The organism is Actinomadura craniellae, assembly GCF_003289645.1.
GTDB classification, from domain to species: domain Bacteria; phylum Actinomycetota; class Actinomycetes; order Streptosporangiales; family Streptosporangiaceae; genus Actinomadura_D; species Actinomadura_D craniellae.
Genome location: NZ_QLYX01000012.1, coordinates 1 through 26533, shown reverse-complemented (window position 1 = coordinate 26533; position 26533 = coordinate 1). Strand labels below are relative to the sequence as shown.

At 73.8% G+C, this 26533-nt stretch carries 15 protein-coding genes; 5 read left to right on the top strand and 10 right to left on the bottom strand.

Annotated features, from left to right (window positions below; all coding sequences use genetic code 11):
• Positions 1-120 precede the first annotated feature (120 nt).
• Positions 121-2502 (top strand): hypothetical protein, encoded by a 2382-nt coding sequence (locus DPM19_RS23550; RefSeq protein WP_111870186.1) that lies wholly within the window; start codon positions 121-123, stop codon positions 2500-2502.
• 46 nt (positions 2503-2548) lie between these two features.
• Here the strand turns inward: DPM19_RS23550 and DPM19_RS23545 are convergent, their stop codons facing one another.
• The 9 genes from DPM19_RS23545 to DPM19_RS23505 form a co-directional block, all read right to left on the bottom strand.
• Positions 2549-4357, bottom strand: coding sequence for a hypothetical protein (locus DPM19_RS23545; RefSeq protein WP_111870185.1), 1809 nt, complete (start codon positions 4355-4357; stop codon positions 2549-2551).
• Entirely contained in the window at positions 4350-9557 is a 5208-nt protein-coding gene (locus DPM19_RS23540; RefSeq protein WP_111870184.1) for a hypothetical protein, read from the bottom strand. The genes DPM19_RS23545 and DPM19_RS23540 overlap by 8 nt, the downstream gene beginning before the upstream one ends.
• Positions 9542-12745 carry a serine/threonine-protein kinase gene (locus DPM19_RS23535; protein ID WP_111870183.1) on the bottom strand — a complete coding sequence of 1068 codons (3204 nt, stop codon included), beginning with the start codon at positions 12743-12745 and terminating at the stop codon, positions 9542-9544. Before DPM19_RS23535 ends, DPM19_RS23540 begins: the two co-directional genes overlap by 16 nt.
• Entirely contained in the window at positions 12742-13917 is a 1176-nt protein-coding gene (locus DPM19_RS23530; RefSeq protein ID WP_111870182.1) for a Kelch repeat-containing protein, read from the bottom strand. Before DPM19_RS23530 ends, DPM19_RS23535 begins: the two co-directional genes overlap by 4 nt.
• Positions 13918-13945: 28 nt before the next feature.
• Positions 13946-18556 carry a kelch motif-containing protein gene (locus DPM19_RS23525; RefSeq protein WP_111870181.1) on the bottom strand — a complete coding sequence of 1537 codons (4611 nt, stop codon included), beginning with the start codon at positions 18554-18556 and terminating at the stop codon, positions 13946-13948.
• On the bottom strand, positions 18553-20154 hold the full coding sequence (locus DPM19_RS23520; RefSeq protein ID WP_111870180.1) for a M14 family zinc carboxypeptidase: 1602 nt from the start codon (positions 20152-20154) through the stop codon (positions 18553-18555). Before DPM19_RS23520 ends, DPM19_RS23525 begins: the two co-directional genes overlap by 4 nt.
• Position 20155: 1 nt before the next feature.
• Positions 20156-20422, bottom strand: coding sequence for a hypothetical protein (locus DPM19_RS23515; RefSeq protein ID WP_111870179.1), 267 nt, complete (start codon positions 20420-20422; stop codon positions 20156-20158).
• 361 nt (positions 20423-20783) lie between these two features.
• Positions 20784-22022: a serine hydrolase domain-containing protein gene (locus tag DPM19_RS23510; protein ID WP_111870178.1), complete on the bottom strand. Its 1239-nt coding sequence runs from the start codon at positions 22020-22022 to the stop codon at positions 20784-20786.
• Between the two features lie 139 nt (positions 22023-22161).
• On the bottom strand, positions 22162-23142 hold the full coding sequence (locus tag DPM19_RS23505) for an AraC family transcriptional regulator (RefSeq protein ID WP_111870177.1): 981 nt from the start codon (positions 23140-23142) through the stop codon (positions 22162-22164).
• A gap of 258 nt (positions 23143-23400) precedes the next feature.
• Here DPM19_RS23505 and DPM19_RS23500 point away from each other — a divergent pair, with 258 nt between their 5' ends.
• Positions 23401-24624, top strand: a complete 1224-nt coding sequence (locus DPM19_RS23500; protein WP_158566871.1) for a styrene monooxygenase/indole monooxygenase family protein — start codon at positions 23401-23403, stop codon at positions 24622-24624.
• A 19-nt stretch (positions 24625-24643) separates the two neighbouring features.
• Positions 24644-25168, top strand: coding sequence for a flavin reductase family protein (locus DPM19_RS35410; protein WP_158566870.1), 525 nt, complete (start codon positions 24644-24646; stop codon positions 25166-25168).
• Positions 25169-25213: 45 nt separating this feature from the next.
• Here the strand turns inward: DPM19_RS35410 and DPM19_RS23495 are convergent, their stop codons facing one another.
• A complete protein-coding gene (locus DPM19_RS23495) occupies positions 25214-25504 on the bottom strand; it encodes an EF-hand domain-containing protein (protein WP_233510668.1) in 291 nt (96 codons plus the stop codon).
• 171 nt (positions 25505-25675) lie between these two features.
• Between DPM19_RS23495 and DPM19_RS23490 the strand changes: the two genes are divergently transcribed.
• Together DPM19_RS23490 and DPM19_RS23485 are read left to right on the top strand one after the other, a co-directional pair.
• Positions 25676-25903, top strand: coding sequence for a hypothetical protein (locus DPM19_RS23490; RefSeq protein WP_146778972.1), 228 nt, complete (start codon positions 25676-25678; stop codon positions 25901-25903).
• Positions 25900-26533 (top strand): cytochrome c oxidase subunit I (locus tag DPM19_RS23485; RefSeq protein WP_199485251.1); only part of this gene is annotated, 634 nt, incomplete at its 3' end. The genes DPM19_RS23490 and DPM19_RS23485, both read left to right, overlap by 4 nt.

Sequence of the window (26533 nt, the reverse complement as noted above, 5' to 3'; positions counted from 1 at the left end):
GTGTAACGGTCCACAGCACGACAACCGGTCTTATTCGAGTGCAAATTGCACCAAACCCACCCGCAACGGGTGCTACCCGCGGGTGGGCCTCTGGGTGCGTGGCACTCGAAGGGATCGAACATGCCCCTGCACATCCGTGCCTGGAAGCGGGCCCTGGCGGGAGGGACGCTGGCCGCGGCGGTCCTCCTGGCCGGGCTCTCCGGGCCGGCGCACGCCGACCCGGAACCCACCGCCGACTGGACGGTCCAGCCCGTCCCCGGCGGCCACCGCATCACCCTCCACCTGGACCAGCCGCTACCGGTCCGCGCCGCCGTGCCCGAACTGGCCGTGGACGGCGCCTCCCTCGGCCCCGCCCAGGAGTCGCCCGACGGGAAGACCCTGACGCTCGTCACCGCCGACCCCCGAGCCGCCAAGGCGACATCCGTACAGGTGGCCTGGAACGGCGAAGTCCCCTCGAACACCACCCCGCGGGCCAGGCCCGCTCCCCCGGCCACCACACCGAAGAAGAAGCCCCACCTGCCCGCCGACCCCGCCACACCCGGCAGGTACCAGGTCGAGAAGACCGCCTACGACTTCGGCGACACCGCCGTCACGCTGTCCGGGATCGGCGGGCGCCCCGCGGAGGTCCGCGCCGTCGTCTACCAGCCCAAAGCCTGGGGCAAGCGTCCCCTGGTGCTGTTCCTGCACGGCCGCCACTCGGCCTGCTACAACCCGGACACCCGGCGGACGTCCAACTCGCAGTGGCCGTGCCCGGCGGGCGAGCTGCCCATCGACAGCCACACCGGTTACAGCGGGCCCGCCGAGGTGCTGGCCAGCCACGGCTACGCGGTGGTGTCGATCAGCGCGAACGGCGTCAACGCCACCGACAACCCCTTCAGCGAGGACCGCGGCGCGCTCGCCCGCGGCGAACTCGTCATGCACCACCTCGACCTGCTCGCCGCCGCCGCCAAGGGCTCCGGCGACCCGGCGCTGACCAAGCTGTTCAAGGGCCGCCTCGACATGAACGACGTCGGGCTGATGGGCCACTCCCGGGGCGGTGAGGGCGTCGTCAAGGCCGCCCTGCTCAACGACGGCCGTGCCAAGCCCTACGGGATCAGGGCGGTGCTGCCGCTGGCGCCCACCGACTTCGCCCGGGCCACCCTGCCCAACGTCCCGATGTCGGTGTTCCTGCCCTACTGCGACGGGGACGTCTCCAACCAGCAGGGCCAGCACTTCTACGACGACACCCGGTACGCCGCGCGCCGGGACAAGGCGGCCCGCTCGGCGCTGATGATGATGGGGGTCAACCACAACTTCTTCAACACCGAGTGGACCCCGGGCGTGGCCGTCGCGCCCGCAGGCGACGACTGGTTCAACAACGCCGACCCGGTCTGCGGCAACACCGCCCCGACCCGGCTGAGCGCCGCCGAGCAGTACGCGCTCGGCACGACCTACATCTCCGGGTTCTTCCGGCTGTTCCAGGGCGAGGAGGACGAGTTCCTGCCGCTGTTCGACGGCAGCGGCGGCACCGCCCCGTCCGCCGGGCGGGCCGAGGTGCACACCGTCGCCCAGGCGCCCGCCGACGAGCGGCTGGACGTGGCCACGTTCACCGCGCCGTCCCGGTCGGTGACCGTGACCGGCCCGGGCACCGGCGTCATCTGCGCCGGCATGCTCGACCGGTCCCTCGACAGCGGCCTCCCGTCCTGCGCCACCACCCTGACCACCTCGCAGGCCCCGTCCTGGACGCCCGCCACCTACGCGCCGAACGTGGCGTCCACGCCGGTGCTGCGGTTCTCCTGGACCGGACCGGGCGCCCGGGTGCGGGCCGTGCTGCCGCACGGCGCGGGGAACGTCCGCGGCTACGACGCGCTGACCTTCCGGGCGGCGCTGGACGAGGCTTCCGGGGACGCCGACCTGGACGTCACCGTGGTGGACCGGAGGGGACGCGCCCAAACGGTCCGGGTGTCGGCCATAAGCGACGCGCTGACCCGGTTCCCGGGCCTCAGCTCGCCGCTGCCCAAGACCTGGCTGCGCACCGTCCGCATCCCGACCGGCTCCCTCAAGCACGTCGACCTGCACTCCGTCAGCGAGATCCGCATCTCGGGTGCGAGCGCCACCGGCGGCGTCTACCTCGCCGACCTGGCGTTCGCCGACGACGACGCGGGAAGCGCGCGGCTGTCGGAGCTGCCGCAGATCTCGGTGCAGAGCCTGACCGTCCCCGAGGGCGACGGGCCCGGCGTCGCGACCATGAAGCTCACGCTGTCGCGCCGCACCGACGAGCCCGTGACGGTCAACGTCCAGTCGATCGTCACCGGGGCCACGCCGGTGGCCACCCAGCTCGCCCGGCAGGTCGTCATCCCGGCCCGGGCGACGTCGGCGACGTTCCAGATCCCCATCACCGGGAACACGACGGTGGCCCCGGCCGCCCAGTCCTACCAGGTGGTCGCCTCGGCACCGACCAACGCGGTGATCGGCAGCGGGTTCGCCCGGCTGGTGGTCACCGACGACGACCAGGAAGGCTGATCCCGACCGCCCCGCCCGCCGGACCCGGACCCGGCGGGCGGGGCCCTCAGGTGTCGATCAGGGAGTCGAAGGCCAGGCCGCTGGAGCCCTCGCCGCGGCCGGTGCCGCGCCGGGCGCTGAGCCAGAGCACGACCCGGCCGTCGGTCCACCGGGTGCGGTTGTAGGCGACGGTGACCACGGTGCCGGACTGCGGCACCTCCTCCTCGTTGACGAAGTACGGCTGCCCGGCGTCGAACCCCTCACGCAGCAGCGCGGTCCGGGGCCGGACCGGGACGCCGTCGATCGCGCCGGGCAGCGCGGCGCGTTGCAGCTGGATGCTCCGGTTGTCGCCGGGGACGTGCACCGGGATGAACGGGATCCAGTTCTCCGGGATCGAGTTCATCGCCTCGTAGGCGACGGCCGCGCGCGGGTCGCCCGGCGGCTCCGGCGGGAACAGCCGCCTGCGGTGGGCCAGGACCTCGGCGGCGACCTCGCTGCCCCGGCGGCCCTCGCCGGTGGCCTGCCGGACGGTGCGCTCGATCCCCCAGACCAGGTTGGCGTTCTCGTCGCGGATCAGCGCCACGTCCTCCAGTACGGGCCCGTCGGCGACCTTCGGCACGACCGGCGGCAGGAACAGGCCGGTGTCCGCGGGCACCGACTCGTCGCCGATCGTGTCGAGGGTGAACATCGACCAGCGCTGCCAGTCCTGGTCGTCCCCGGCACCGGCCGGGGTGATCCACAGTTGCTGCCCGAAGACGTCGGTCACGGCCAGGCCCCGGATCTCCGCCAGCGTCCCCGCCGGCAGGTCGCAGGGCAGGTGGAACCAGTCGTTGCTGTAGACGAGCGCGAACTCCAGGAAGATCAGCCGGGCCAGGTCGGTGCTGTCGGGGCGGACCGCGGCGAAGTTGGTGCGCCCGTCCTCGACCGCCCACCAGCGGGGCAGCGGCATGCCGGAGAACCGTACCGGCGCGGGGAACACGGTCCGGTTGATGGGCGGCGGCGCCGGGTCGGTACCGCCGAGCGGGCCGCCGGGGTCGATCGAGAAGGCGTGCCAGTCGAGCCGCCCACCGGGGTACTCCTGCGCGGTGAGGACCTTCTCGCCGCCGGCCGGCCCGGTGGCCGCCACCGAGAACCGGTGTTCGAGCCGGCGCGGGTCCCAGGCGTCGTCGCCGGCGGGCTGGTCGATCAGCGCCTCGAACCAGGCGACCAGCCGGGCGCCGAGTTCGGCGAGCGCGGGACGGTGCAGGTTCAGCAGGCCGGTGATGCCGTCGGCGGCGTGCCCGCCGCCCTTGAGGTGCTGGTAGAGCAGGTAGCCGTCCATCCGCCGGCCGGCGACCGCCTGCATCGACGCCCAGACCTCCGGGTGCGCCACCCGCGGGGTGTCGGCGTCGCTGGCCGGGTTGGGCAGCGCGATGGGGTAGCGCGTGACGTACTGCTGGCGGATGTTGAGCAGGCGGAGCAGCGGCGACCGGCCGACCAGCTTCAGCCAGCGGCGGCCGATGGCCAGCCGGAGGTCGAAGGAGATCCGGTCGGCGCCGAACGCGAACGGCACCGGCCGCCGCTCGGCGACCGCCTCCAGCGGCCGGTCGGCGGGCAGGTCCCCGGCCGCGCCGCCGCCCGGCCGGAACCGGGTGGGCGGGACGGTGGCGACGGAGTAGGTGGCGGTGACCGGCGAGCCCCCGTCCGTGCCGCGGAACTCGCCGAGCTGCCACTGCCGGGTGAGCATCCACAGCGGGTCGCGCACCTCCACCCGCAGCGCGCGGGCGAAGTCGGTGGTGCGGGGCCGGCCCTCCAGCCGGTTCCACTGGCCGACCGTCGGGAACGCGCGGCCGGCGAGGGCCGCGGGGAGGTCGTCGATACGGGGCGGCTCACTCATGGGCGGCCTTCCAGCGGAGGTTGGCGATCGCGAGATCGGTGCTGATGGTGATCGGCCGCCGGGTCGCCGACATGACCGTCGCCGGTAGCAGTTGTGCGTACGCCGTGTCGTCCAGGTGCCCGGGTTCGACGGCGCGGGACTGTGCCAGGTCGTAGGTCTCGTTGATCGCGGCGACCAGGTCACCGGTGCTCCAGGTGCCGGTCTTCACCGGCGGGACGACCAGCAGCATCGCCTGCGGCGGCTCGGAGTCCGGGCCGTCGTAGTGGACGGCGATCCCGGTGGTCTCCCGCTCGGCCGGGATGACCTCGGTCCACTCGTCGAGCAGCAGGCCGCACCGCGCGTCGCCGATCAGCGGCATCGCGCCGGCGGCGTAGTGCGCGGTGAACAGCAGCCGGTCCTCGGTGATCGTGGTCCCGTCGGCGAACTCCATGCCCAGCCAGTGGTCGTTGTTCCGGTAGGGCAGCTGGACCGGCTGCAGTTCGGGCTCCTGCCAGCCGAGCAGGTTGCCCAGCAGGCCGCCGGGCCCGCGCAGCGCGTCGCTCAGCACGACGGCCTTCTCCCACAGCCGGGGCTTGTCCCGCACCCGCGCGATGCCGTGCAGCCAGTCGTCCACGGGGAAGTCCCGGTCGAAGTCCTCGGCGAGGTGCTCGACGAGCTCGCCGCTGTCGTTCAGGGACTTCTTCCAGTCCGCGGTGACCGGGGCGGGCGGGGTGAACTCCGGCACCGCGAGCACGTCCTCGCCGAGCAGCGCCCGGAGCGCGTCGGTCGCGGCCTGGACCCGGTCCGGGCCGGTCACCGCCTGGTCGTATTCGGCGAGCGCCGCGGTGGCGGCGGCGAGCCGGGCGGCGATGTCGGTCCGCAGCGCCCGCGCCCGCGCCAGCAGGTCCCCGGCATGGGCGACGACCCGGTCCTCGAACGGTGTCAGGTCCAGCCCGGTCGGGTCGAAGGTGGTCAGCGGCAGCAGGTCCGCGACCTGGTCCAGCAGCCCGCTCAGCGTCGTCCTGGTGGTGTCGTCCACCTGCCGCAGCGCCTGCAGCCTGCCGTGGAACTGCTGGCGGCGGACGGCGACGATCGCGCGCAGCTGCGCCGGCTGCGCCGGGCGGGGGGTGGTCGGCTGCGTGGTGAGCAGCCGCTCGGCCTGCTGGAGCAGCCGGAACCGCTGCTGGGCGGGGGTGCCCGAGGGCAGCGCGTCGTACTGGGCGATGAGCGCGTCGGCCGAGGCCAGCGTCTTGGCCATCCGGTCGGCGGTCACGGCCACCGCGGCCAGCACGTCCGCGTACACGCCGCGGCGCCAGCCGGTCGCCTCGCCCCAGCCGCTGCGGACCATGCCGAAGCCGCCCGCGGCGGTGACCAGCCCGGCGTACCGGCCGAGGAAAACGTCGATCCCCTCGACCAGGTCGGCCCGGTCGGGCTGCCCGGGCGGGTCGGGCAGCAGCGCCGCCAGGTCGGCGACGTAGTCGTCGACGTCCTCGCGCAGGTCGTCCAGCAGGTCGCGGACCGCGGCCGGCCGCGCCTTGGACAGGGCGATGGCGTCGTCGGCGCCCCGATCCACCGGCGCGGTGCCGGCGGCGGGCACCAGGTCGGTCGGGCGCAGCGGCCGGGACGCCGTCAGCAGCGACCGCAGCGCGGCGACCAGCGGGGAGAGCTCGAAGAAGGTGACCTTTCCGGGCACCCGCTGGGTGTGCCGGATGGTCAGCACCGCATCCGGGCGGGGATGGTCGCGGTCGAGGACCGCGCCGATGATCCGGTCGTCCAGGTCGGTCATCGCCGCCTCGCCGGCGGGTCTGACCGCCCACAGCAGGTCGATCGGCTGCAACCCGACGTCGACCTGGGTCACCACGCGGCTGCGCCCCTGCCCGCTGACGGGGTCGGTCCAGGTGACCACGGCCGCCACGTCCTGCCGGGACGGCAGCAGCTTGGGCAGCCAGTCGTCGACCGCGGGCTCGGCCTTGGCCCGGGGGCCCTGCGCGAGGGCGGGGCTCCGCCCGGGGTTCAGCAGCAGGCCCAGCCGGTGGGTGAGGGTGGTCCCGCCGCGCGGGGTCTCGACCACCGCGGGCTCGGGCGGGAAACCCTCCTTGGCGTACGCGTCGAGGGTGGCGGAGGCCCGTTCGGCGTTGCCGAGCAGCGCCTGGTGGGCGCCCTCGGCGACGGCGAGGTCGGCCAGGGCGTCGTGGACGTCCAGCAGCCGGACGACCTCCCCGGTGATGACCGCGGCCTGGTCGGGGTCGGCGTCCGGCAGCCGGTCGTCCAGGCCGAACGGGTAGCTCTGCGGGACGTCGTTGCGGGTGAGGTGCCGGACCAGGGCCAGCCCGTCGATGACGTTGCGGGCCTCGACCTGCTCGATCGCGACGGGCTCCACGGGCCGGGTCTCCGGGAGCTTGCCGGCCCGCAACGGGAACTCGCCGCGCAGCGCGAGGATGAAGGAGTCCACCTCGGCGTCCGGGTGCCGGTCGTGCAACCCGCGTTCCAGCCGGTAGCCCAGCAGCGCGCCCAGCGACTGCCCCTGCCGCAGCCCGTCCAGCATGGTGAGCGCCACCCGGACGCGCTCGGAGCTCAGGTTCACCGCGAACGCGCCGGGGTTCTCCGGCGAGCCGTTGGCGATGTAGCCGGCCCGCAGCACCGCGGCGGTGGTGGCGTGGCCGGGCGACGGGGCGTGCACGTAGCCGCCGTTCTTCGGGTCGTGCAGCAGCGGGCCGTCGAAGACCTCGTCGAGCCCGGCGGGCGGCTGCACCGGGGTGGGCTGTCCGGCCGCGGGCCGCGGGCGGACGTCCTCCAGCCACCCGTAGGCGCCCAGGTGCACCCCGCGCCGGGCCGGGGCGTCGCCGGCGGGGCCGTAGCGCAGTTCGGCCAGCCGCTCGTTGGCCAGCCCCAGCCGCCAGGCGTCCAGCCGGTAGGTCGCGCAGTCGAGGTGCTCGGCCAGCACCCGCTCCAGCCGGGCGGTGGGCAGGTCGGCCAGCAGGGCGAGCGCGCCGACCTGCTCGGCGAGCGGGGCGGTGGCCGGATGCGTGTCGATGACGGTCGGGATGTGGTCGACCACCAGCGTGGCGGGGTCCCCCGTGATGGCCGGTTCCGGGGAGTACAGCCGCCGGAACCGGCTCTCGCTGGGCGGCGGCGGGTCGCCGAGCTTGATGTGGATGAACGGCGGGTCCGCGGCTGGCAGGGCCGGCAGTCCGGCGGCGACCGCGAGGCCGCGGGCGGCCTCCTCCCAGCCGAGCAGGACCGCGTGCCGCAGCAGGAGGTAGAGCAGCGCGGCGGGCGGGCCGCCCGCCGCGAAACCCTGCTCCAGCCGGACCGTCTCCAGGTCGGTGCGCCCGTGGTCGGCCAGCCAGCGCAGGTAGTTGCGCTGGTCGGCGGTGTACTCCCGGAGGGGGTCGGTCTCCGAGGGCGGGCGGTCGTCGACCAGCGGGCCCAGCAGGGGGTGCTGGTCGCCGACGAACAGCCGGCGGATCAGGTCCGGGTCGGCGCCGGTGTGGCCCAGCCGGGCGAGCAGCGCGCGGATCGGCTGCGGCATGTTCAGCTGGGCCAGCGCGGGCAGCACGGTGCCGCCGAGGCCGCCCAGGTGCTCCCGGTTGTAGACGTCCTCGACGCTCTGGGCGTACCGCTGGTGGTACTCGGCCGAGGTGGGGTGCAGCGCGAGGATGTCCAGCAGCGTCTGGTGCGGGTCGTCGGTGGCGGCGCCGAGCCGGGCGACCTTCGCGACGGCCGCGGCCCAGTCCTGCGCGGCGGCGTCGAGCACCCCCTTCAGGGCGCGCCGGTGCGCGGCCGGGTCGGGCCAGGCCAGCCGGGAGAAGGCGGTGGTGGGGAGGATGCCGTACGGCTGCCTGCCGATCTTGACGGCCGGGATCGGGCCGCGCCCGGACACGTGCCGCAGGAAGAACTCGCGGGTGCGCGCCACCGCGTCGGGGGCGAGGATCGGGTGCAGCGCGGTCTGCAGGTGGTAGCCCCAGGTGGCGGGCCACAGCGCCGTGTTGAGGGCGCGGGCGTCCCGCTGGTCGGTCAGGTCGGCGTTCGGCACCCCGGTCAGCGTGGCGGGGTCGAGGCCGAGGAGTTCGGCGAACCACTGCCCGTCGGTCTTGGCCGTCCAGTCGCCCGGGGTCGCCGCGGCGGCGAAACCGAACGCCGTCCGCAGCCCGGCCGCGGTCTCCGCGGCGGCGTCCTGGCCCGCCGGGGCCCGTTCGGTGTTGTTGGTCGGCGTGCCCTGGGGCAGCAGGCCGAACCCGGCCGGGCTGCGGTGCTGGCGGGTGAGCAGGTCCGCCAGGTCGGTGGCGGCCTGCGCCGGGGCGGCCCCCTGCCGTAACCCGAGCACCACCAGCCGGTCCAGCCCGTCGCGGGTGCCGTCGTCCAGCGGGATCCGCAGGCCCATCCCCACCTGGACGGCGCGGTCGAAGTCGGTCAGCCAGCGCAGCGCGTCCGGGACGTGCAGGGCGCCGGTCTCCTCGTCCACCTCCAGCTGGTCGGTGGCGCTCGGGTCGGGGCTCACCGCCAGCGTGGCGGGGATCGCTGCCCCGGTCGCCGACAGCACCTGCTCGCCGGCCACGTAGCCCAGGACGGTGAACCGGTCCGGCAGCAGCCGGGCGGTGGCCGCCCGGGTCCACGACTGCGGGGCCAGGTCGGCGGCGGCCGGCGGCGGCAGCACCAGGAACGCCACCGCCACGGCGTCGCCGGGGGTGACCGGGGCGGCGTCCACCCCGGCGGGGCGGCGGGCGCGGATGGTGCCCGCGCGGGTCGCGCCGACGGCGGCGAGCAGCGCGATGTCGGCGGCGCGGATCTCGGCGCGGTCGCCGTGCGCCCGCCAGATCGAGGTCCAGTAGTTGATCGTGGGCTGCCGGTCGTTCGCCGGCACGGCCTGGCCGGTGACGACCACCAGCACGGCCGTGCCGGCCGGCACCGCGGTCGGCCGCTCCCCCGGGTTGGCGGGCCGCCGGCTCTGCAGCAACCAGCTCGCGCGGCCCGGCGCGATCCGCCCGGTCAGCTCCTGCCAGGCGGCCTGCTCGCCGGCCAGGTCGCCGGCCGCCCGCCAGAACGCGGTCCAGTAGGCGTCCAGGGCGCTGATCTCGGCCCGGGTGGGCCGGGGCTCGAACGCGTCGATCGCCCACTCGTCCGGGAACACCCGGACCAGCAACTCGGTCGGGGTGAACCGGGTCTCGATGCGTACCGGGCCGAGCAGCACCGGGTAGTCGTCACTCAGCTGGTCGGCCATTGCGGCAGCATCTCCTGTGCGTGTACGGCCATCAGGACCGGTGCCTGGAAGAGCATGTAGGCGATGTCGGCGGCGCTCAGCCCCGCGAACCAGACCGGCAGGGACAGGTCCTCCAGGTGCTGCTCGCGTTTCTCCTGGTCGTCGATCGGGTCGTCGAACTCCTGGAGCGGGACCGGCGCGGTGTTCGCGTCGAGCCGGATGAAGCCGTGGCCGGCGGGGTCCACGTCCGGCCAGGACAGGTCGTTCCAGACCTCCACCCGGGTACTCGGCCCCACGTCCAGCCCGAACCGGGGGTCGCCGGGCCGCTCCTTGATGACGAAGAACCAGCCCGCGTCGCCGTTCTCCCCCTCGGCCTCGGCCGCGGTCAGGTCGAAGCCGAGCAGGTGGATGTCCGGATCGACCTTGGCCTCGTACAGCGGCAGCCGGATCTCCGCCAGGGTCGGGTGCTCCGGATCGACGAGATCGACCGGGACCCGCTCCTGGTCCGGATCGGGGTGGGCGTTGTCGGGCTGCCAGCGGGCCCGGTGCGCGTAGATCGCCGCATTCGGGTACTTCTTCAGTAGGTCGCCCCGGATGACCAGCACCAGGTCGTCCTCCTGCGCGCCGCCCTCCTCCCGGTTGTCGTTCTCGCCGAGCCCGGACTCGGGAGGCCAGCGGTGGATCGGCCGGATGTCGTACAGCCGTTCCCTGCGCTGTTCGGCCGTCTCGCCGGGCGGGGACAGGGCCGTGCGGGAGTCCCAGAACTGCCGGAACGGCGTGCCCCGCTGGTCGGTCGGGTACTCCCGCCACAGCAGCTCGCGGGCCAGCTCGTGGTTCAGCCCGACGAGGTAGGACTCGATGAACTCCTGGTTGGTCTCCAGCAGGGTGATCGTGTTCGGCGGGATCAGGGTGAGGTTGGGCACGAACACGTCCACCGAGTCCTCCAGCAGCGCCCGGTACATCGGCAGGTCGATGACCGGGTAGGCCATCGCCTCGATGAACCGTTCGGCGAACGACCGCACCCGCTGGGGCAGGTTCACCGCGTCGAGCATCGCCTGCGGCACCGTCCGGTCGGCGCGCAGGCCCTGCAGCACCGCGGTCGCGGCCTCGTCCACGAGGAGCCGGTCGCGCGCGTCGGCCCGCCCGCCCACGGCCGCCGCGTCCCGGCCCTGGTAGAGGTCGCGGAGCGCGGCCTTGAACTGCTGTGCCTCCGGGCTGTCCGGGCCGCCCGGTGTGGGGACGAAGGGGTCGCCGGGCAGGGTCAGCACGAAGTCGCTGCTGGTGGGCAGCTCGCCGACCGGATCGCCGGCCGCGGCCAGGCCCGGGCCCGGCGGGTGCAGGACCTCGTCCAGCTGCTCGGGTGTGACGACCGCGTCCGGCACGGTCTTGGGCGGCGCGGCGGTGACCGGGCCGGACTCGGCGTCCATCCGCGACACCAGCGCCTCCGGGGGGCTGCCCGCGGGGAACTCCAGCGACCGCATCAGCCGCGCGCCCGGCCGGACGATCCGGCGCATCGCCGGGGACAGCGGCGCGGCGGCGACCTGGCTGGTGGCCACCCGGTGGCCGACGGCGACGGTCCCGGCCAGGCCGGCGAGGAGCCCCTGCCCCGGCCCGGACGATGCGGAGACCGTCACCCGCGAGTGGGCCGGCGCGGTCAGCGTCAACGACTTCCCTGACGGGAACGCCGCCAGCCGGGCGGTGGTCGCCGGCGGTTCCAGATGCCTGGCCTGCAACGCGTGCCCGACCTCGCGCGCGAGCTGGGCGGCGCGGATCCTGCCGTTGAGGGCGAGCACGTCGCCGATCTGCGCCCAGGCGGCGGCCATGAACTCCTCCTGCCGCCGCTGGACGACCCGGACGCCGAAGCCCGCGGCGACCCGGAACCGCGGGTCGAGGTTGAGCCGGTGCACCCAGTTCCGGTCGAGCGGAGCGGGGATTGGCGTGCCGTCCCGCTCGGACAGCAGCCGCGAGGTGAGCGCGTGCCACCGGCCGTACAGCGGGGGCGTGATGACGGGATCGACCTGATCGCCCTCGGCGGCCTGGGGGACCGCCGCCCGGGCCGCCGGGTCGGTGGCGGCCAGGGCGGCGTGGGCCGCGGCCGGCTGCTGTCCGGTGTAGTCGTCGGCCAGGTTGATCAGGCCGGACAGGGCCTGCTGGAACGGGTGCGGGTAGGGGGTGTCCCAGGTGTCGAACGCGTCCGCGGGGCGCTTGGGCACCTGCAGGGCACCGCCGAGGCGCAGCACCCCGCCGATGGCGTCCGGCGTGTTGATGCCGGGCAGGCCGAGGCCCGGCGAGCGGTGGACATCGACGTCCCGGCGGCCGACGCGCGGGTCGGGGATCCGGGGCTCCAGCAGCCGGACCAGGTACTCGAAGTCCCCGGCGCCTCCGGTGCCGAAGAACCAGCGGTGGTAGTAGGGCAGCGTTCCCGCAGCCTGCTGCCCCTGGTACGTCGCGCCCCAGGCGGGGAACAGCGCGCCCGGCGAGCCGGCGGGGTCCAGGCCGAGCCCGGCGAGCCGTCCCGTCTCGAACGCGGGCACCAGGAAGGCGTGGTACCCGGTGTCGGGGTCCAGCCGCCGGGGGCACATCAGCCGGGAGCAGGCGTTGTCGGCGTTGTGCCGCAGCACTCCGTCGAGGTTGGGCAGCGCGGCGGACAGGTCGTCGGTGGCGACCGCGGCGTCCAGCCCGCCGTTGACGTGGACGTGCGCCCACGCGCCGAGCTGGTCCGCCGGCGGCAGCGTGGCCGCCGGGTCGGTGACGGCGATGAACGGCAGCGGCCGGTCCGGGAGCACGCCCTCGGTGAACTCGGCGCCCGCGCCGTCCGGGCCCTCCCCCGCGGCGAGCACGACCAGCGCAAGCCAGGGCGCCAGCCGCCGGGTCGTGCCGTCCGGGACGGCCGGGCTGTAACGCCACGGGAAGTCCTCGTCGTAGAACTCGAGGTGCGCCAGGTAGTTGGGCTCGACGTTGGTGACCCACGGCGCCGGCTCGGTGCGGGAGATGGCTCGCGGGTCCACCCCGATGACGTCTCCCGGCCCGTAGATCTGCACCTGCTGCTCGACGTCCCGGGGCGGGAGCTGCCCGCCGGCGATCGCCTCACCGGTCAGCCGGAGCGTGACCGTGATGCTCGCCCGGTCGGCCGTACCCGGATCGGCGGTGATCTTGGTCGCGATGCCGGTCCGCAGCCAGGGCAGAAAGGAATAGGCGTTCGCGCTCACGGGATGCCCCCTCCGGTGATGCTGAAGACCTCCGTGCCGGCGGTCAGCTCGACGGCGTCCGGAGTCGAGGCCGCCAGGCCGGACCGGGTGATCCCGCCGGTGACGAGGACCTTGCCGTCCGCCAGCGCGGTGGCGGCGAAGGCCCACCGGCCGTCGGCCGGTCCGCCGGCCGGGGTCCAGGTGTTCGCGGCGGCGTCGAAGATGAGCGCGCTGCGGTAGCCGACGCCGTCACGGACGTCGTCGGTGCCGCCCACCACCAGGACCTTGCCCGCGCCGAGCGGGACGGCACGGTGCAGGCCGCGCCCGCCGGGCATCTCCGGGGTGAAGGTCCACGCGCCGGTGGCCTGGTCGTACACCTCGGCCGTGCGCCGGCTCAGCGGGTCGAACGTGCCGTCGGCGGCGGCCCCGGGAGCGCTGCCCCCGGTGACGAGCACCCGGGTCCCGGACACCCGGACGGCCTGGTGCCGGGCGCGCGGGACGCGCAGGTTCCCGGTCGGCGTCCAGGTGTCGGCGACCGGGTCGTACAGCTCGCAGAAGGCGAGCGCGGCCTCGCCGTCCCGACTGACCGGCGCGGTGCCGCCGGCGACGAGGACCTTCCCGTCGTCCAGCACGACGGCGGTGTGGCCGCTGCGGGCGTCGGTCATGTCCGCGGCCGCGCTCCAGGTGCCGGCGGCCGGGTCGTAGCGGGCCGCCGAGCGCAGGGCCCGCACCGACTGGCCGGACCGGACCGTCGTGCCGCCCGCCACCAGGACCTTCCCGTCCTCCAGCAGCACGGCGCTGTGCCCCCAGCGGGGCCCCGGCATGGCGCCCGTCGCCGCCCACGTTCCGGTGGCCGGGGTGTAGACCTCGGCCGCCGCGAGGCCCGGCGCCGGGAACTGCGCGGACCCGCTGATCCCGCCGGCGACGAGGACCTTCCCGTCGTCCAGCAGGGTCGCGGAGTGCCGCCGGCGGGCGGTCTGCAGCGAACCGGTGGCCTGCCAGGTCTGCGCGGCCGGGTCGTAGAGCGCGGCGCGGGCCAGTGCCGCCGACGCCGCGTCGGCGCCGCCCACGACGAGGACCTTGCCGTTCTCCAGCAGGACCGCGCCGTCGTACTGCCCGTCCCAGCTTCCGGGCGCGGGCAGGTCGTCGGTGGCCGTCCACTGCCCGGTGGCCGCCAGTGTCGGACTGGTCATGGCGTCGAACCCTTCGTGGTCGCCCGGTTCACGGGGTGAAGATCTCTGTGGTGGCGGTTAGCACGTCCGCGTCGGGGTCGGGTGCCGCGGCGCCGGAGAGCACCCGCCCGCCCGTGGCGACGACCCGGCCGTCGGCCAGTTCGACGGCCGCGAAGTCGTACCGGCCGGTGCCGAGGGGGCCGGTGGCCGTCCAGGTGTCGGCCGCCGGGTCGTAGCGCACCGCGCTCCGGTAGCCCCCCGCGGTGGTGGGGCCGCCGGTGCCGCCGACGACGAGCACCCCGCCGGACCGCAGCAGGACGGCGCGGTGCCCCCGGCGCCCGCCGGGCATGGCGGCGACCGGTGTCCACACGCCCGTGCCGGGGTCGTACCGTTCCGCGGCGGCCAGCGCGCCGGGGTGGTACCCGCCGGTGGCGGGTGTTCCGGGGGCGGCGCCGCCCGTCACCAGGACCGAGCCGTCGGCCAGCAAGGTCGCCTGGTGTCCCCGGCGCGGTGTGACCAGGCTTCCGGTCGGGGTCCACTCGCCGGTCTCCGGGTCGTAGATCTCGCAGTGCGCGAGCGCGGCGTCGGCTCCCCCGGTCGGCAGCGCGCCGCCGACGACCAGCACGCGGCCGCCGGGCAGCGCCACGGCGCGGTGGCCGGAGCGGGCGTCGGTCATCGGCGCGGCGGCGTCCCAGGTGCCGGCGACCGGGTCGAACAGTTCCGCCGACGGCAGCGCCGCGCCGCGGGCTCCGGTACCGCCGGCGACCAGGACCGTGCCGTCCGGCAGCGGCGTCGCCGAGTGCGCGAAGCGCGCCGTGTCCATGCCACCGGAGGTCACGGACCAGGTGCCGGCGACCGGGTCGTAGATCTCGGCGGCGGCGACCGGCGCCGTGCCGCCCAGCCCCCCGGCGACCAGGACCCGGCCGTCGGCGAGCCCGGTGGTCGAGTGCAGCCGGCGGGCGGTCGCCAGCGCCGGGCCCGCCGCCCAGGCGAGCGCGACGGGGTCGAACAGCGCCGTGCCCGCGACGGACTGCCCGGTGGCGTCCGCGCCGCCGGCCGCCAGGACCCTGCCGCCGGGCAGCCGTGCCGCCGGGTCCGTCGCCGCCGCCCAGGACACCGCCGCCGGGAACGGGTTCGCCGCCGCGGTCCAGGTGCCCGGCACCGCGGGCGGGGCGGCCGCCTCGGACTCGGGGATGACGTGCAGCGTGCCGGCCAGGGCGGGGGCGTCGGCCACCCAGTCCGCGAGGGCGTCCTCCGCGGCCGTCTGGCTGCGGAAGCTCGCCGGGCCGCCGGGGCCGGTGCCCGGCGGGAACGCCTGGAGGTTGTTGCTGGCATGGGCGACCACGTACCGGCGCCCGGTGATCTGGACGGTCTCGGCGGCGGTGAACGGCTGCCTGCGCTCGGCGTCCTGCCGGGACAGCGGCGAGCGGCTGGTGCTGCTGCCGTCGAGCAACCGGTTGAACACCGCGGGGCTGACGGTGGTGAGCCGCTTGCCTCCGCCGGCCGGGGCGGCGGCGGTGGCCCGCAGCGTCGTGCCGCCGGCCTGGCGTGCCCTGCTGTCGATGACGATCTGCTCGTAGCGGGCGCTGCGCCGGACCACCCGGGCGGACGCCAGCGCGCCCTGCGCGGCGGCCAGTTCCAGCCCGGCGTCCTGGTCCTCGTAGGCGGGCCGGGACAGCTTCGCCGCGTCGTCCATGTCCTGGAACTGGGCCATGGCGAACTTGTCGTCGGTGACCGACCGCTGCACCAGGCCGCTGCCCGGGGCCGGCGCGACGCCGAAGCGCCGGCCGTCGGCCGGCCGCTGGGCGCCGACCCGGTCCAGGCGGACGCCGAGCGGGATCGACCGCTGCCGGACGAACAGCGTGCCGAGCGGGTGCAGCACCAGTTGGTCGGTCTCGGCCAGGGGGCGCAGGCTGACCAGGGCCTTCGCGCCGCCGGCGGGCGGCAAGGTCTGCCAGCCCTCGAGTTTGGCGATCTCGCTCGCCAGCAGGGGCAGGACGTCGACCGGCGGCAGCGTGGTGTCGCGCTCCTCGCCCCAGGTGATGTCGAAGTCCGCGGAGATCTCGAAGAACAGCAGGGAGATCGAGCCGCGGCCGCGGGCCCGCCACGGCGCCGGGCCCTCCAGCCGGAACCGCAGGTCGATGCCGAACAGGCCGACCCCGAACGCCTTGAGCGAGACACCCGCGGAGATCTCGATGATGAACATGAACGGCGAGAACCGGAACAGCGCGTCGAACGCGAGGTGCCCCTCGACGCCGAAGCCGCCGAAGCCCAGCCGCAGTTCCGCCCGGGCGCCGAACTGCACCGTGTTGCTGGTGATCGCGAAGTAGCCGGACACCCGGATCAGCCGGCCCGGCTGGTTGAGGATGTCCACCGACAGCCGGTTCGGCACCGGGAACGGCAACGGCGGCGGGGTGAAGGAGGGGTGGAACCCGCCGACCGTCAGCACCAGGTCGGGGTCGTCGCCCCAGGCGACGAGCAGGCCCATCCCGCCGTCGAGGGTCATCATCAGGACGCGCGAGTCGAAGAGCTGGGCGAAAAACCACAGCCGCGACCTGTCGAACTCGACCGCGCCGATGAAGCTCACCTGCAGGACGAGCAGCGGCAGGTGCTCGGTGGGCAGCACGCACTTGAGGACGCCGAGGATCGCGAGGTTCCCCGGAATCTCGACGATCACCCCGAGTGACACGCTGACCAGCGTCGGCGTGCCCCAGCCGATCTTCGCCATCGGGCCGACCAGGAAGGTGCCGTCCTCGGGCGGGAAGAAGGCGCGCAGGTCGCTGAGGATGCGCGGCGCGTTCGCCACCACGTCCCGCGGGAACATCACCGACTCGATCGAGCCGGTGCGCACGCCCTCCACCAGCGCCTGCAGGTTCATGCCCCGGTTCAGCCCGATCAGGCCGCCGACGGCGAGCAGGGTGAACCCGTAGCCGAGTTGGAGGCCACCCCCGCCGAACTCGGTGGTGATCACGATGAGCAGCGAGAACCCCGCGGAGCCGTCCGGCATCCGGGTGCTGATCAGCCCGATCGCCTTCAGCTCGACGAAGTTCGCGAACTCCAGTTCCAGCGCCCCGGCGTACTCCCCGCGGTCCGCGTCGGCGAACAGGTACCCGCCGCCGGACACGACGCCCGCGTCGACCGCGAGGCCGACCCCGTCGGGCGGCTTGAACCCGAACTTCGTCTTGACCGGGCCGAGGTCGCCGCCGCCCGGCGGGAGGCTGAGGTGGACCAGGCCGCCCACCCGCTCGACGGTGGCCTGGACGGGACCGAGCTGGGCCCGGAACCCGGCCGACAGCTCCAGCACGACCCCCGGCCCGTCGACGCGCGCCGCCAGGTGGACCGCCTGCACCTCCACCGGCCCCAGCTCCACGTGCACCGGCAGCTGGACCTCCAGCCCGCCGCCGCCGCGGAACCGCAGGCCGTGCTCGGGGTCGATGGTGATGCCGGCGTCGAGGTCGGCCTCGATCTTGGCGCCGCCGAGCAGGGTGGCGAGGAAGCCGTCGCCGGAGGACAGGTCGATCACCAGCTTGCCGCCGTCCACCGCGGCGTCGAGGACCGGCCGCGCCTGGATCCCGCCGCCGTCCGCGGCGAAGGACAGGCCGAGCCCGGCGCGGATGGCGTCGGCGGCCAGCCGGGTGCCGGTGGCGCTGCCGAGCAGCACGATCGGCCCGGACCCGGGCGGGGGGACGCGCTCGAACGACACCGTCACCTCGCCCCGGACGCCGGGCGCGGGCGCCTGGGGGCGCAGCGTGGCGGGCGGTTCGATGCGCAGCACGGCGCCGAGGTTGAGCGTGCCCGCCGCGCGCAGGTGCGCCTTCCAGGTGGTGCCGAACGGCAGGTCGACATCGACTCCGGTGAGGTCGAACTCGTCCAGCACCAGGTCCAGCGGGGTCGGCGTGCCCGGCGGGAGACCGGTGACCTGGTCGATCCGGAAGAGGAACGCCGCCAGTTGGAGCCGGCCGTCCGGGCCGGTGAGCACGGTGACCGGGATGCCGGCCGCGTGCGCCAGGTCGCGGAGCCTGGTGAACAGTGCCTGCACGTCCAGCGGGGTCGCCGGGTTCCCCCAGCCGTAGACCTCGGCGAGCGCCTGGAGCGGGTCGCGCAGGAACGTGCCCAGCCGGTCTGTCCGGAACCCGCGGCGCAGGTAGCCGGGCCGGTCTCCGTCCGGGGCCACCTGCACGTTGTCGACGAGGCCGAACAGGGCCAGCGCGTTGCCGAGCGCGGGGCGCTGCTCCAGCAGGTAGGTGGCGGCGGTGAAGTCGATCAGCCGCTGGGGCAGGTCGGTGAGGATCTGCTGCACCGGCGGGCTGACCGGGCCGGCTCCGGTGACCGCGGTCCGGACCGCGGTCGCCAGCGCGCGGCTCGCGCTGAACGCGCCGGGCAGCACCTGCAGCAGCCCGGTCAGCGCGGCGGCGACGGCGCCGTCGTCGCCGTCGGCCACGGCGTCCACCAGCGCGCCGATCTTCGCGGGAAGCGCGACGAGGACGTTGTTCGCGGAGCTCGCCGCGTCCTGGACGGCGGGTGAGTTCGCCACCGCCGGTGGCAGCGGCAGCCCCAGGTCGGCGAACAGGTCGACGAGCTGGCCGGAGGCCAGCCGTTCGGTGATCGGTTCGAGGAGCTTGCCGACCTCGATCGCGAGCCGCTCGACGGTGCCGGTCATCGGCGACCTCCCTTGCCGGTCCCCAGGGCGCGCCGCAGCACGGCGACGAGGGGACGGATCACCAGCAGCCGGACGGCCGTCCGGGCCCGGGGGCGCCCCTCGATGTACCGGGCCACCGCCGGGCTGAAGCTGTAGTAGACGCGGTCGAGCAGGTCGGCGAGCCGGGCGCCGCGCGGGGTGGCGCGCAGCCGCTCGTCGCGCAGGGCGCGCAGGAACACCACGTCCGGGTGGCCGGCGTCGCCCATGGTGGCGGTCGCGATCAGGCACGGCCCGCTGTTCGGGGGCCGGGGCGAGGGTGCGGGCGGGGCCAGCGGCGACGCCGCCGCGACCTTGAGCAGTGCGAGCAGCGCCGCGTGGACCTCCCGGTTGATCTTCCGGAAGTGCCCGGGCGGGTTGGCGTAGTTGCAGTGGAAGCCCTGCTCCTCGGGGTGCCCGGTCTCGATCGTGTAGGCGAAGATCGGCTTGCGGGCGGGATTGACGAACTGCCGGCTGCACGCGTAGTCGTCGGCGCAGCCGGGGGTCGGGCCGCCACCCACCGGCAGGTACAGGAAGGCGCTCGGGCCGACCTCGTAGTCCGAGTGGTTCTGCTGCGGGCTGGAGGCGGCCGGTGGGGTCGCGCCGCCGTTCGCCGCGCGCAGGATCTCGTCGCGCATCGCGTTCGCGATGAACACGGCCCGCGAGCGGATCTTGTGGGGTGGGTCGTCGGGCAGGTACTCCTTGTAGTCGGTCCGTCCCAACGGCAGCGCGGGGTCGCCGGCGATCATCCCGTCCCGCTTGTTGTTGAAGGCCGGGTTGGTGAAGCTCATCGCCGGGTCGTTGCCGTTCCCGTCCAGGCCCCAGGAGTGCAGGATCTTGCGGCCGAACATGTGCACGTCGACGTAGTAGTGGACGGGCAGGGTGTCCAGCAGCGACTCGACGTTGCGGGTCTCCTGCTCGGAGTGTTCGTTCGGCCCGCGGTAGAGCTGGTTGATGTCGCCGACCGGTGTCCGCTTCGCCGGTTCCTCGCCGTAGCGCGAGACGTACAGCGGCAGGTCGTAGTAGTCCTCGAACTTCCAGGCGATGTTGAAGTTGCGGTTCAGGTCGACACCGATGTCGCCGCCCGCCGGTGGGGGTGGTCTGCGGTTCTTGCGCCAGCCGATCGGGTCGATCGGCGGGGTGAGGTCGAACTCCCGGCCGTCCGGGTTGACCAGCGGGAAGATGTATAAGTCGACCTTGTTGAGGATGCCGGCGACATCACTCGCCTTGATCTTCCACGGGCGGTAGCGCACCGGCGGCCCGGTCAGCGGGGTGACCTCCATCGCCGGGATCGTGATGTCGGTGCCGCTCTGGAAGGACACCAGCAGGTTGCGGGCGAAGGTCACCAGCGCGTCCGGTGGAGCCCATTCCCGGGCGTGCACGCCGCCGGTGACGAGGACGGCCGGCCGCTCGCCGGTGCCGTTCGCGATCTTGAGGTAGCTGTGCGAGCGGCCCTCGTGCGTCTTGCCGGTGAAGACGGTCCGCGTGCACAGCGTGGGGAAGGTCGTGGCGAGGTCCGCCAGGGCGTCCTCGATCTGCTGCGGGCGCAGCGGCGCCGTGATCTCGGGATAGGGCGGCGGCATCTCAGGACTCTGGGGGGGTGTCGTCCGGCGGGGCGATGGCGGTCGCGACGTCGTCGTTGAAGTGGTCGATGTCTTGTGAGGTCATCAGCACCTGGACCGTGCACCCCCGTGCCTCCAACTCCGGGATCACCGTCTCGGGTGCGTAGCCGGAGATCCGGTAGCGGTCGTCTCCCATCCGCTCGATGCTGGAGCGAACGAGATAAAGGTCGTCGATGTCGCGCAGGCCGGGCAGCACCTCGGCGCTCGTGTCAATGAGCAGGAGACCCATCTTGTCCCCCTGGAATACCCGATGGGAAAAGGAGATCTTGACATACGGAAGGCGAATAATTCCCCGTCACATGCGGTCCGCTTTGCGGAGGAGTGCATGCGCTTACGCAGCTCAGGGTGACTCTCTACCGAACCGAAGTCAACAGTCCGACCCGCGAAATATTTCGCGGGATAGTCCCACCCGAGTAAAAATCCGACAATAGCCACATATCCCACCAGTACCGGAGCGGCGAATCCGGCACCCATAAAGATCATCGGAAATTGCGGACAGCGGAATGTATGCACTCACGGATTCGGTCCGCCCGAATGCGGCCTGCCCCGGACGGGCCGCGCCGCCAGGGGCACCGCCCGCCCGGGCGCCGTCAGTCCACGATCGACGAGTAGACCAGGTTCTTGAGCTGTCCCCGGAAGTCGAACGTCCGCGAGGGCATGACCTGGGTCATGAACACCACCGTCAGGTCCTCCACCGGATCGACCCAGAAGATCGTCGAAGCCGCGCCGCCCCAGTAGTAGTCGCCCGCGCAGATACCGCCGTTGGTCACCGCGTCGAGAGTGGTGGCGAAGCCCAGGCCGAAGCCGACGCCCTCGTTGGCGGTCTCGGAGAAGGAGGCGATGGCCATCTGGGCGAGGTCCCGGCCGCCCTTGAGGTGGTTGCGGTGCATCAGGGCCAGGGTGCGGGGGCCCAGGACGCGGGCGCCGTCGAGCTCGCCGCCCCGGCGCAGCATCTCGCAGAAGCGCAGGTAGTCCGCGGTGGTCGAGGTGAGACCGCCGCCGCCGGAGAAGAAGTTCGGCTCCCGGAGGTAGCGGCTGGTCCCCGGCGCGTCGGCGAGCACGAGGGACTTGTCGGGCGCGCGGTGGTAGTTGGCGCAGAACCGGTCCACCCGGTCGGCCGGGACCACGAAGGAGGTGTCCGCCATGCCCAGCGGCTCGAAGATCTCCTCCCGTAGGTAGCGGTCGAACCGCCGGCCGCTGATCCGCTCCACCAGGGCACCGCAGACGTCGGTGGAGAAGGAGTACATCCACCGCTCGCCCGGCTGGTAGCGCAGCGGCACCTCGGCGAGCTTGTCCATGAACTCCGTCAGCGTCTCGCCCTTGCCGCGCCGCACGCCCACCTCGTCGTAGGCCAGGTCCACGGGGTGGTCGGTGCCGAGCGCGCCCACGTCCGCCAGGGCCGTGCCGTAGGTGATGCCGCCGGTGTGGCACAGCATGTCGCGCATGGTGGGCGGGCGGACGGGTTCCTCGGTGACCATGTCGGGGCCCGCTCCCGACACCCAGACGCGCTGCTTGCGCCAGGCCGGGAAGAAGCGGCTGACCGGGTCGTTCAGCTGGAACAGGCCCCGCTCGTAGAGCGTCATCAGCGCGACCGAGGTGATCGGCTTGGTCATCGAGTAGATGCGGAAGACGGCGTCGTCGGCCATGGCCTTGCCGGTCTCGCGGTCCATCTGGCCGAACGAGCGGAAGTAGGCCAGGTGCCCGTGCCGGGTCACCGCGACCTGGCAACCGGCGATCTTGCCGGGCTCGATGTAGGCGCGCTCGAAGTGCTCCGTGATGCGCTCCAGCCGGGCCGGGGCGAACCCGGTCTTCTCGGGGGCCAGCTCCATGAATGAGCCCTCCTGCGCCTTGGGTACCGAACACCGTTCAGCGCTTTTCTACCGCACGCCGGGGCGCGGCGCCGCCGCGGACTCCCCGGCCCCGCACCGGCACTGCGCGGCCCGGCCGGCGAACCGGCGTCTCCCCTGGTCAGCGCCGTAGTGTCGCGGAGGGCGACTCCCCGAAACGCTCCCGGTAGGCGGCCGAGAAGCGGCCCGCGTGGAAGAACCCCCAGCGGCACGCGACGTCGGTGACGGTCGTGACCCCCGGGTCGGAACCGACCAGGTCCGCCCGGACCCGGGTCAGCCGTACCTCCCGGAGGTAGCCCAGCGGGGTGGTCTCCAGGTGCCGCCGGAACCCCTCTTGCAGGGCGCGCACGCCCACCCCCACCGCCTCGGCGATGTCGGCCACCGTGAGCGGTTCGGCCGCGTGCGCCTCGATCAGCTCCATGGCCCGCTTGACCGCGGGCGGGGCCATCCGCGGCTGCTCCCCGAGCAGCGCCGCGGTGTAGTTGCTCGGCTGCGCCAGCAGCAGCTGTGTCATGAGCAGTTCCTCGAACTGCTTCACGACGAGCGGCTGGTCCAGCATCCCGCCGTCCCCGTCGGCCTCCCGTCGCAGTAGGTCGACGGTCCCCAGCCACGAGCGGGCGGCAGGCAGGGTCAGGTCCATGCCCAGGGAGAAGTCGATCGACCGGTGCGCCGGCCGGGCCAGCAGCCTGCCCAGATGGGTTTCGAGGGCGGGCCGGTCGATCCAGACGATGAGCTGCGGATTCCCCGCCCCCCAGCGCATGGACAGCGGGTCGGTCGGCGACGGCACGGAGGCGAGTTCGGGCGTGGACACGATCTGCTCGCGCCCGCAGCTCACCTCGGCCGCGCCGGCCAGCGGGATCTGGACGAGGAAGAAGCTCTCCAGCTCACCGGGCGTGATGCGCACCTCGGCCCCGTAGTCGAGGTAGTGCAGGCCGGTCCGCTCGAAGGTGGTCGAGTGCAGGCGCGCCGCCAGCCTCGCCCCGCGGCCCACCAGGCTCAGCCCGTGCGGGCAGAAGGCGCGGCCGACCTCGGCGCGGGCCTCGTCGAGGTCATGCGTGTGGAACCGTTCGTGGGCGGCGAGCGGCAGCGGCCGATCGCTCATGTCCACCTCCACGGACCGGGGTGCGCAATCCGGATAGGACCCCGCGTTGCGCGGATGGCGGCGGCGTCGCGCCGGACCTACGTTGTCCGTAACTCCGCCACATAAAAGGAGACACCACGCAGGGGCCGCCGGGCAAGACCGCCATTCCCACAAGCGGTGCGCCCGGCACCGAATTACCTTTTTTATCCCGACCGATATTCGGGTTCGCATCCGCCACCCGTAACCGTCCGAATACCGAGCGACCGGAGGTCGTCCCCCATGCGCAAAATCACCATCATCGGAGCCGGCCAGGCCGGACTGCAGCTCGGCATCGGCCTGGTCGACGCCGGATACGACGTGACCCTCGTGTCCGACCGCACCGGGGGGCAGATCCGGGACGGCAGGATCATGTCCAGCCAGTGCATGTTCGGCACCGCGCTGGGCCACGAGCGGGCGCTGAACCTCGACCTCTGGGGCGAGACCTGCCCGCCCATCGAGGGCCTCTCCTTCGCCGTGCCGGACGGCTCCGGCGGCCGGGCCATCAACTGGGCTTCACGCCTTGACGCCACCGCCCGCTCGGTCGACCAGCGGGTCAAGATGCCGGCCTGGCTGGCGGAGTTCGAACGGCGCGGCGGCAAGGTCGAGCTGCGCGAGGCCGGTGTGGACGACCTGGAGGACTACGCCCGCGACTCCGACCTGGTGCTGGTCGCGGCGGGCAAGGGCGCGATCTCGGGCCTCTTCGAGCGGGACGCGCAGCGATCCCCGTACGCCGTGCCGCAGCGCGCCCTGGCCCTCACCTACGTCACCGGCATGGCCGCCCGACCGGAGTACTCGGCCGTCAGCTTCAACCTCATCCCCGGGGTGGGCGAGTACTTCACCTTCCCCGCGCTCACCACCACCGGGCCCTGCGACATCATGGTCTTCGAGGGCGTTCCCGGCGGCCCGATGGACTGCTGGAGCGACGCGACCACACCCGAGCGGCACCTGGAACGGTCGCTGCAGATCCTCGCCGACCACCTGCCGTGGGAGGCGGAGCGGTGCCAGGACGTCCGGCTCACCGACCCCCAGGGGACCCTGGCCGGCCGGTTCCCGCCCACCGTCCGCAAGCCCGTCGGGCAGTTGCCCTCCGGCGCGCTCGTGCTCGGCGTCGCCGACGTGGTCGTGCTCAACGACCCGATCACCGGCCAGGGGTCCAACAACGCCGCCAAGTGCGCCGCCTCCTACCTGGCGAGCATCCTGGAGCACGGCGACCGGCCCTTCGACCAGGTCTTCATGCAGGAGACGTTCGAGCGGTACTGGGACTACGCCCAGTACGTCACCACCTGGACCAACGCCCTGCTCGCGCCGCCGCCCGAGCACGTGCTCCGGCTCCTCGGCGCGGCCGGTGCCGGCCCGCGCATCGCCCACCGCTTCGCCAACGGCTTCGACGACCCGCGCGACTTCTTCCACTGGTTCATGGACCCGGCGGACGCCGAGGCGTACCTCGCCTCGGTCGGCGCCTGAGCCTCCGGAGGCCACTGACATGCGAAGCACCGCGGTGACCGGCACCGGACGGCCGGTGTCCTTCAACGGCCGTGACTTCCGGCGCGCGCTCGGCCAGTACACGACCGGCGTGGCGGTGGTGACGGCGCGCGCCGCCGGCGGCCGCCGGGTCGGCATGACGGTGAACTCCTTCACCTCCGTCTCCCTCGACCCGCCCATGGTCCTGTGGTGTCCCGGCAAGGACGCCCCGAGCCTGCCGGACTTCGCCGGTGCCCCGTACTTCGCGATCAACGTCCTCGCCGCCGGCCAGCACCCGCTCTCCCGGCGGTTCGCCACCCCGGCCGAGGACAAGTTCGGCGGCGTCCCGACCGCCGACGGCATCGGCGGGGTGCCGCTGCTGCCCGGGGCCGTCGCCCGGTTCGAATGCCGTACCGCGCGATGCATCGACGCCGGAGACCACGTGATCATGCTCGGGGAGGTCGTGCGGTACGACGCCCCGGGCGGGGCACCGCTGGTCTACCACTCCGGCCGCTACCACGTCGTCAGCGGGCACCCCGAGCTGTGACCGCCCCGCGCCTCCTGGCCGGACGGGCTCCTGGCGGGCGCCGGCTCAGGGGGCGGCGGGCTCGCTCTCGGCGGCACCGGGCCACAGGAGTTCCACGAACTCCTCCAAGGAGATCAGCCCGTCGCCGTTGGTGTCGGCCTGCGCGAAGATCTCGGCGAGCCGGTCGGGGGTGAGGGCGCCGCCGGTGCGCTCCCACAGCCGGGTGAGCTCCTGCGGGTCGATCATCCCGTCGTGGTCGGTGTCGACGACGGCGAAGGCGTCTGCGGCGTCCTGCCGGCTGAACGACATCGGGTCCACCTCTCCTGGCCGGGCCGGACGCAGGCCCGGCGAGTACACGTCCGGCCACGATATCGGCTCTCTCAAGGAGCGGCCCCCGAGCGTCACCCGCCCCCTCCGGACCACCCGGCCCGCGACCATCACTAGGAGAAGTTGACCGGTTACTGAAGGAGATGCCCGAACGGTCGGGTAGGGGATCGGCGTCGAGGTGGTCCGATCCGGGGACGGGCGGTGGGGATGTCGCAGCGGGAACGGCCGCCGCAGGCCGTGGTCTCCTGGCGGCCGCCCCGGGTGGCCCTGGTGGTACTGGCGGTGGTGGCCGCCGGTGCGGCGCTGATGTCCACCCTGGTCATCGCCTCGATGAACGCGGGCCGGGAGGCCCGGACCTCCCCGGAGCCGTCCGCGCGGCAGCAGCCCCCGGGCGCCCCCGCGCGCATCGAGACCCCGGAGAGGCCATGACCCGGACGACCGAAGAACCGATCTCGCCGCCCGGAGCGGCACGGCGGCCGCTGGGCACACGGCTGGCCGAGTGGCTGTCCACCACCGATCACAAGAAGATCGGCTACCTGTACCTGGTCACCTCGTTCGCCTTCTTCCTGCTGGCCGGGCTGATGGCCATGCTGATCCGTGCGGAACTGGCCGCACCGGGCCAGCAGGTGGTGAGCCCCGAGCAGTACAACCAGCTGTTCACCATGCACGGCACGATCATGATGCTGCTGTTCGCCACCCCGCTGTTCGCCGGGTTCGCCAACGTGATCATGCCGCTGCAGATCGGCGCCCCGGACGTGGCGTTCCCCCGGCTGAACGCGCTGAGCTACTGGCTGTTCCTGTTCGGCGGCCTCACCGTCATCAGCGGCTTCCTGAGCAGCAGCGGCCCGGCCAGTTTCGGCTGGACCGGGTACGTCCCGCTGTCCGCCGAGTCCTACTCCCCCGAACTGGGCGGGGACCTGTGGGTGCTGGGCCTGGTGCTGTCGGGGTTGGGCACCATCCTGGGCGCCGTCAACTTCGCCACCACGATCCTGGGGATGCGCGCCCCCGGCATGACCATGTTCCGGATGCCGATCTTCACCTGGAACGTGCTGCTGACCA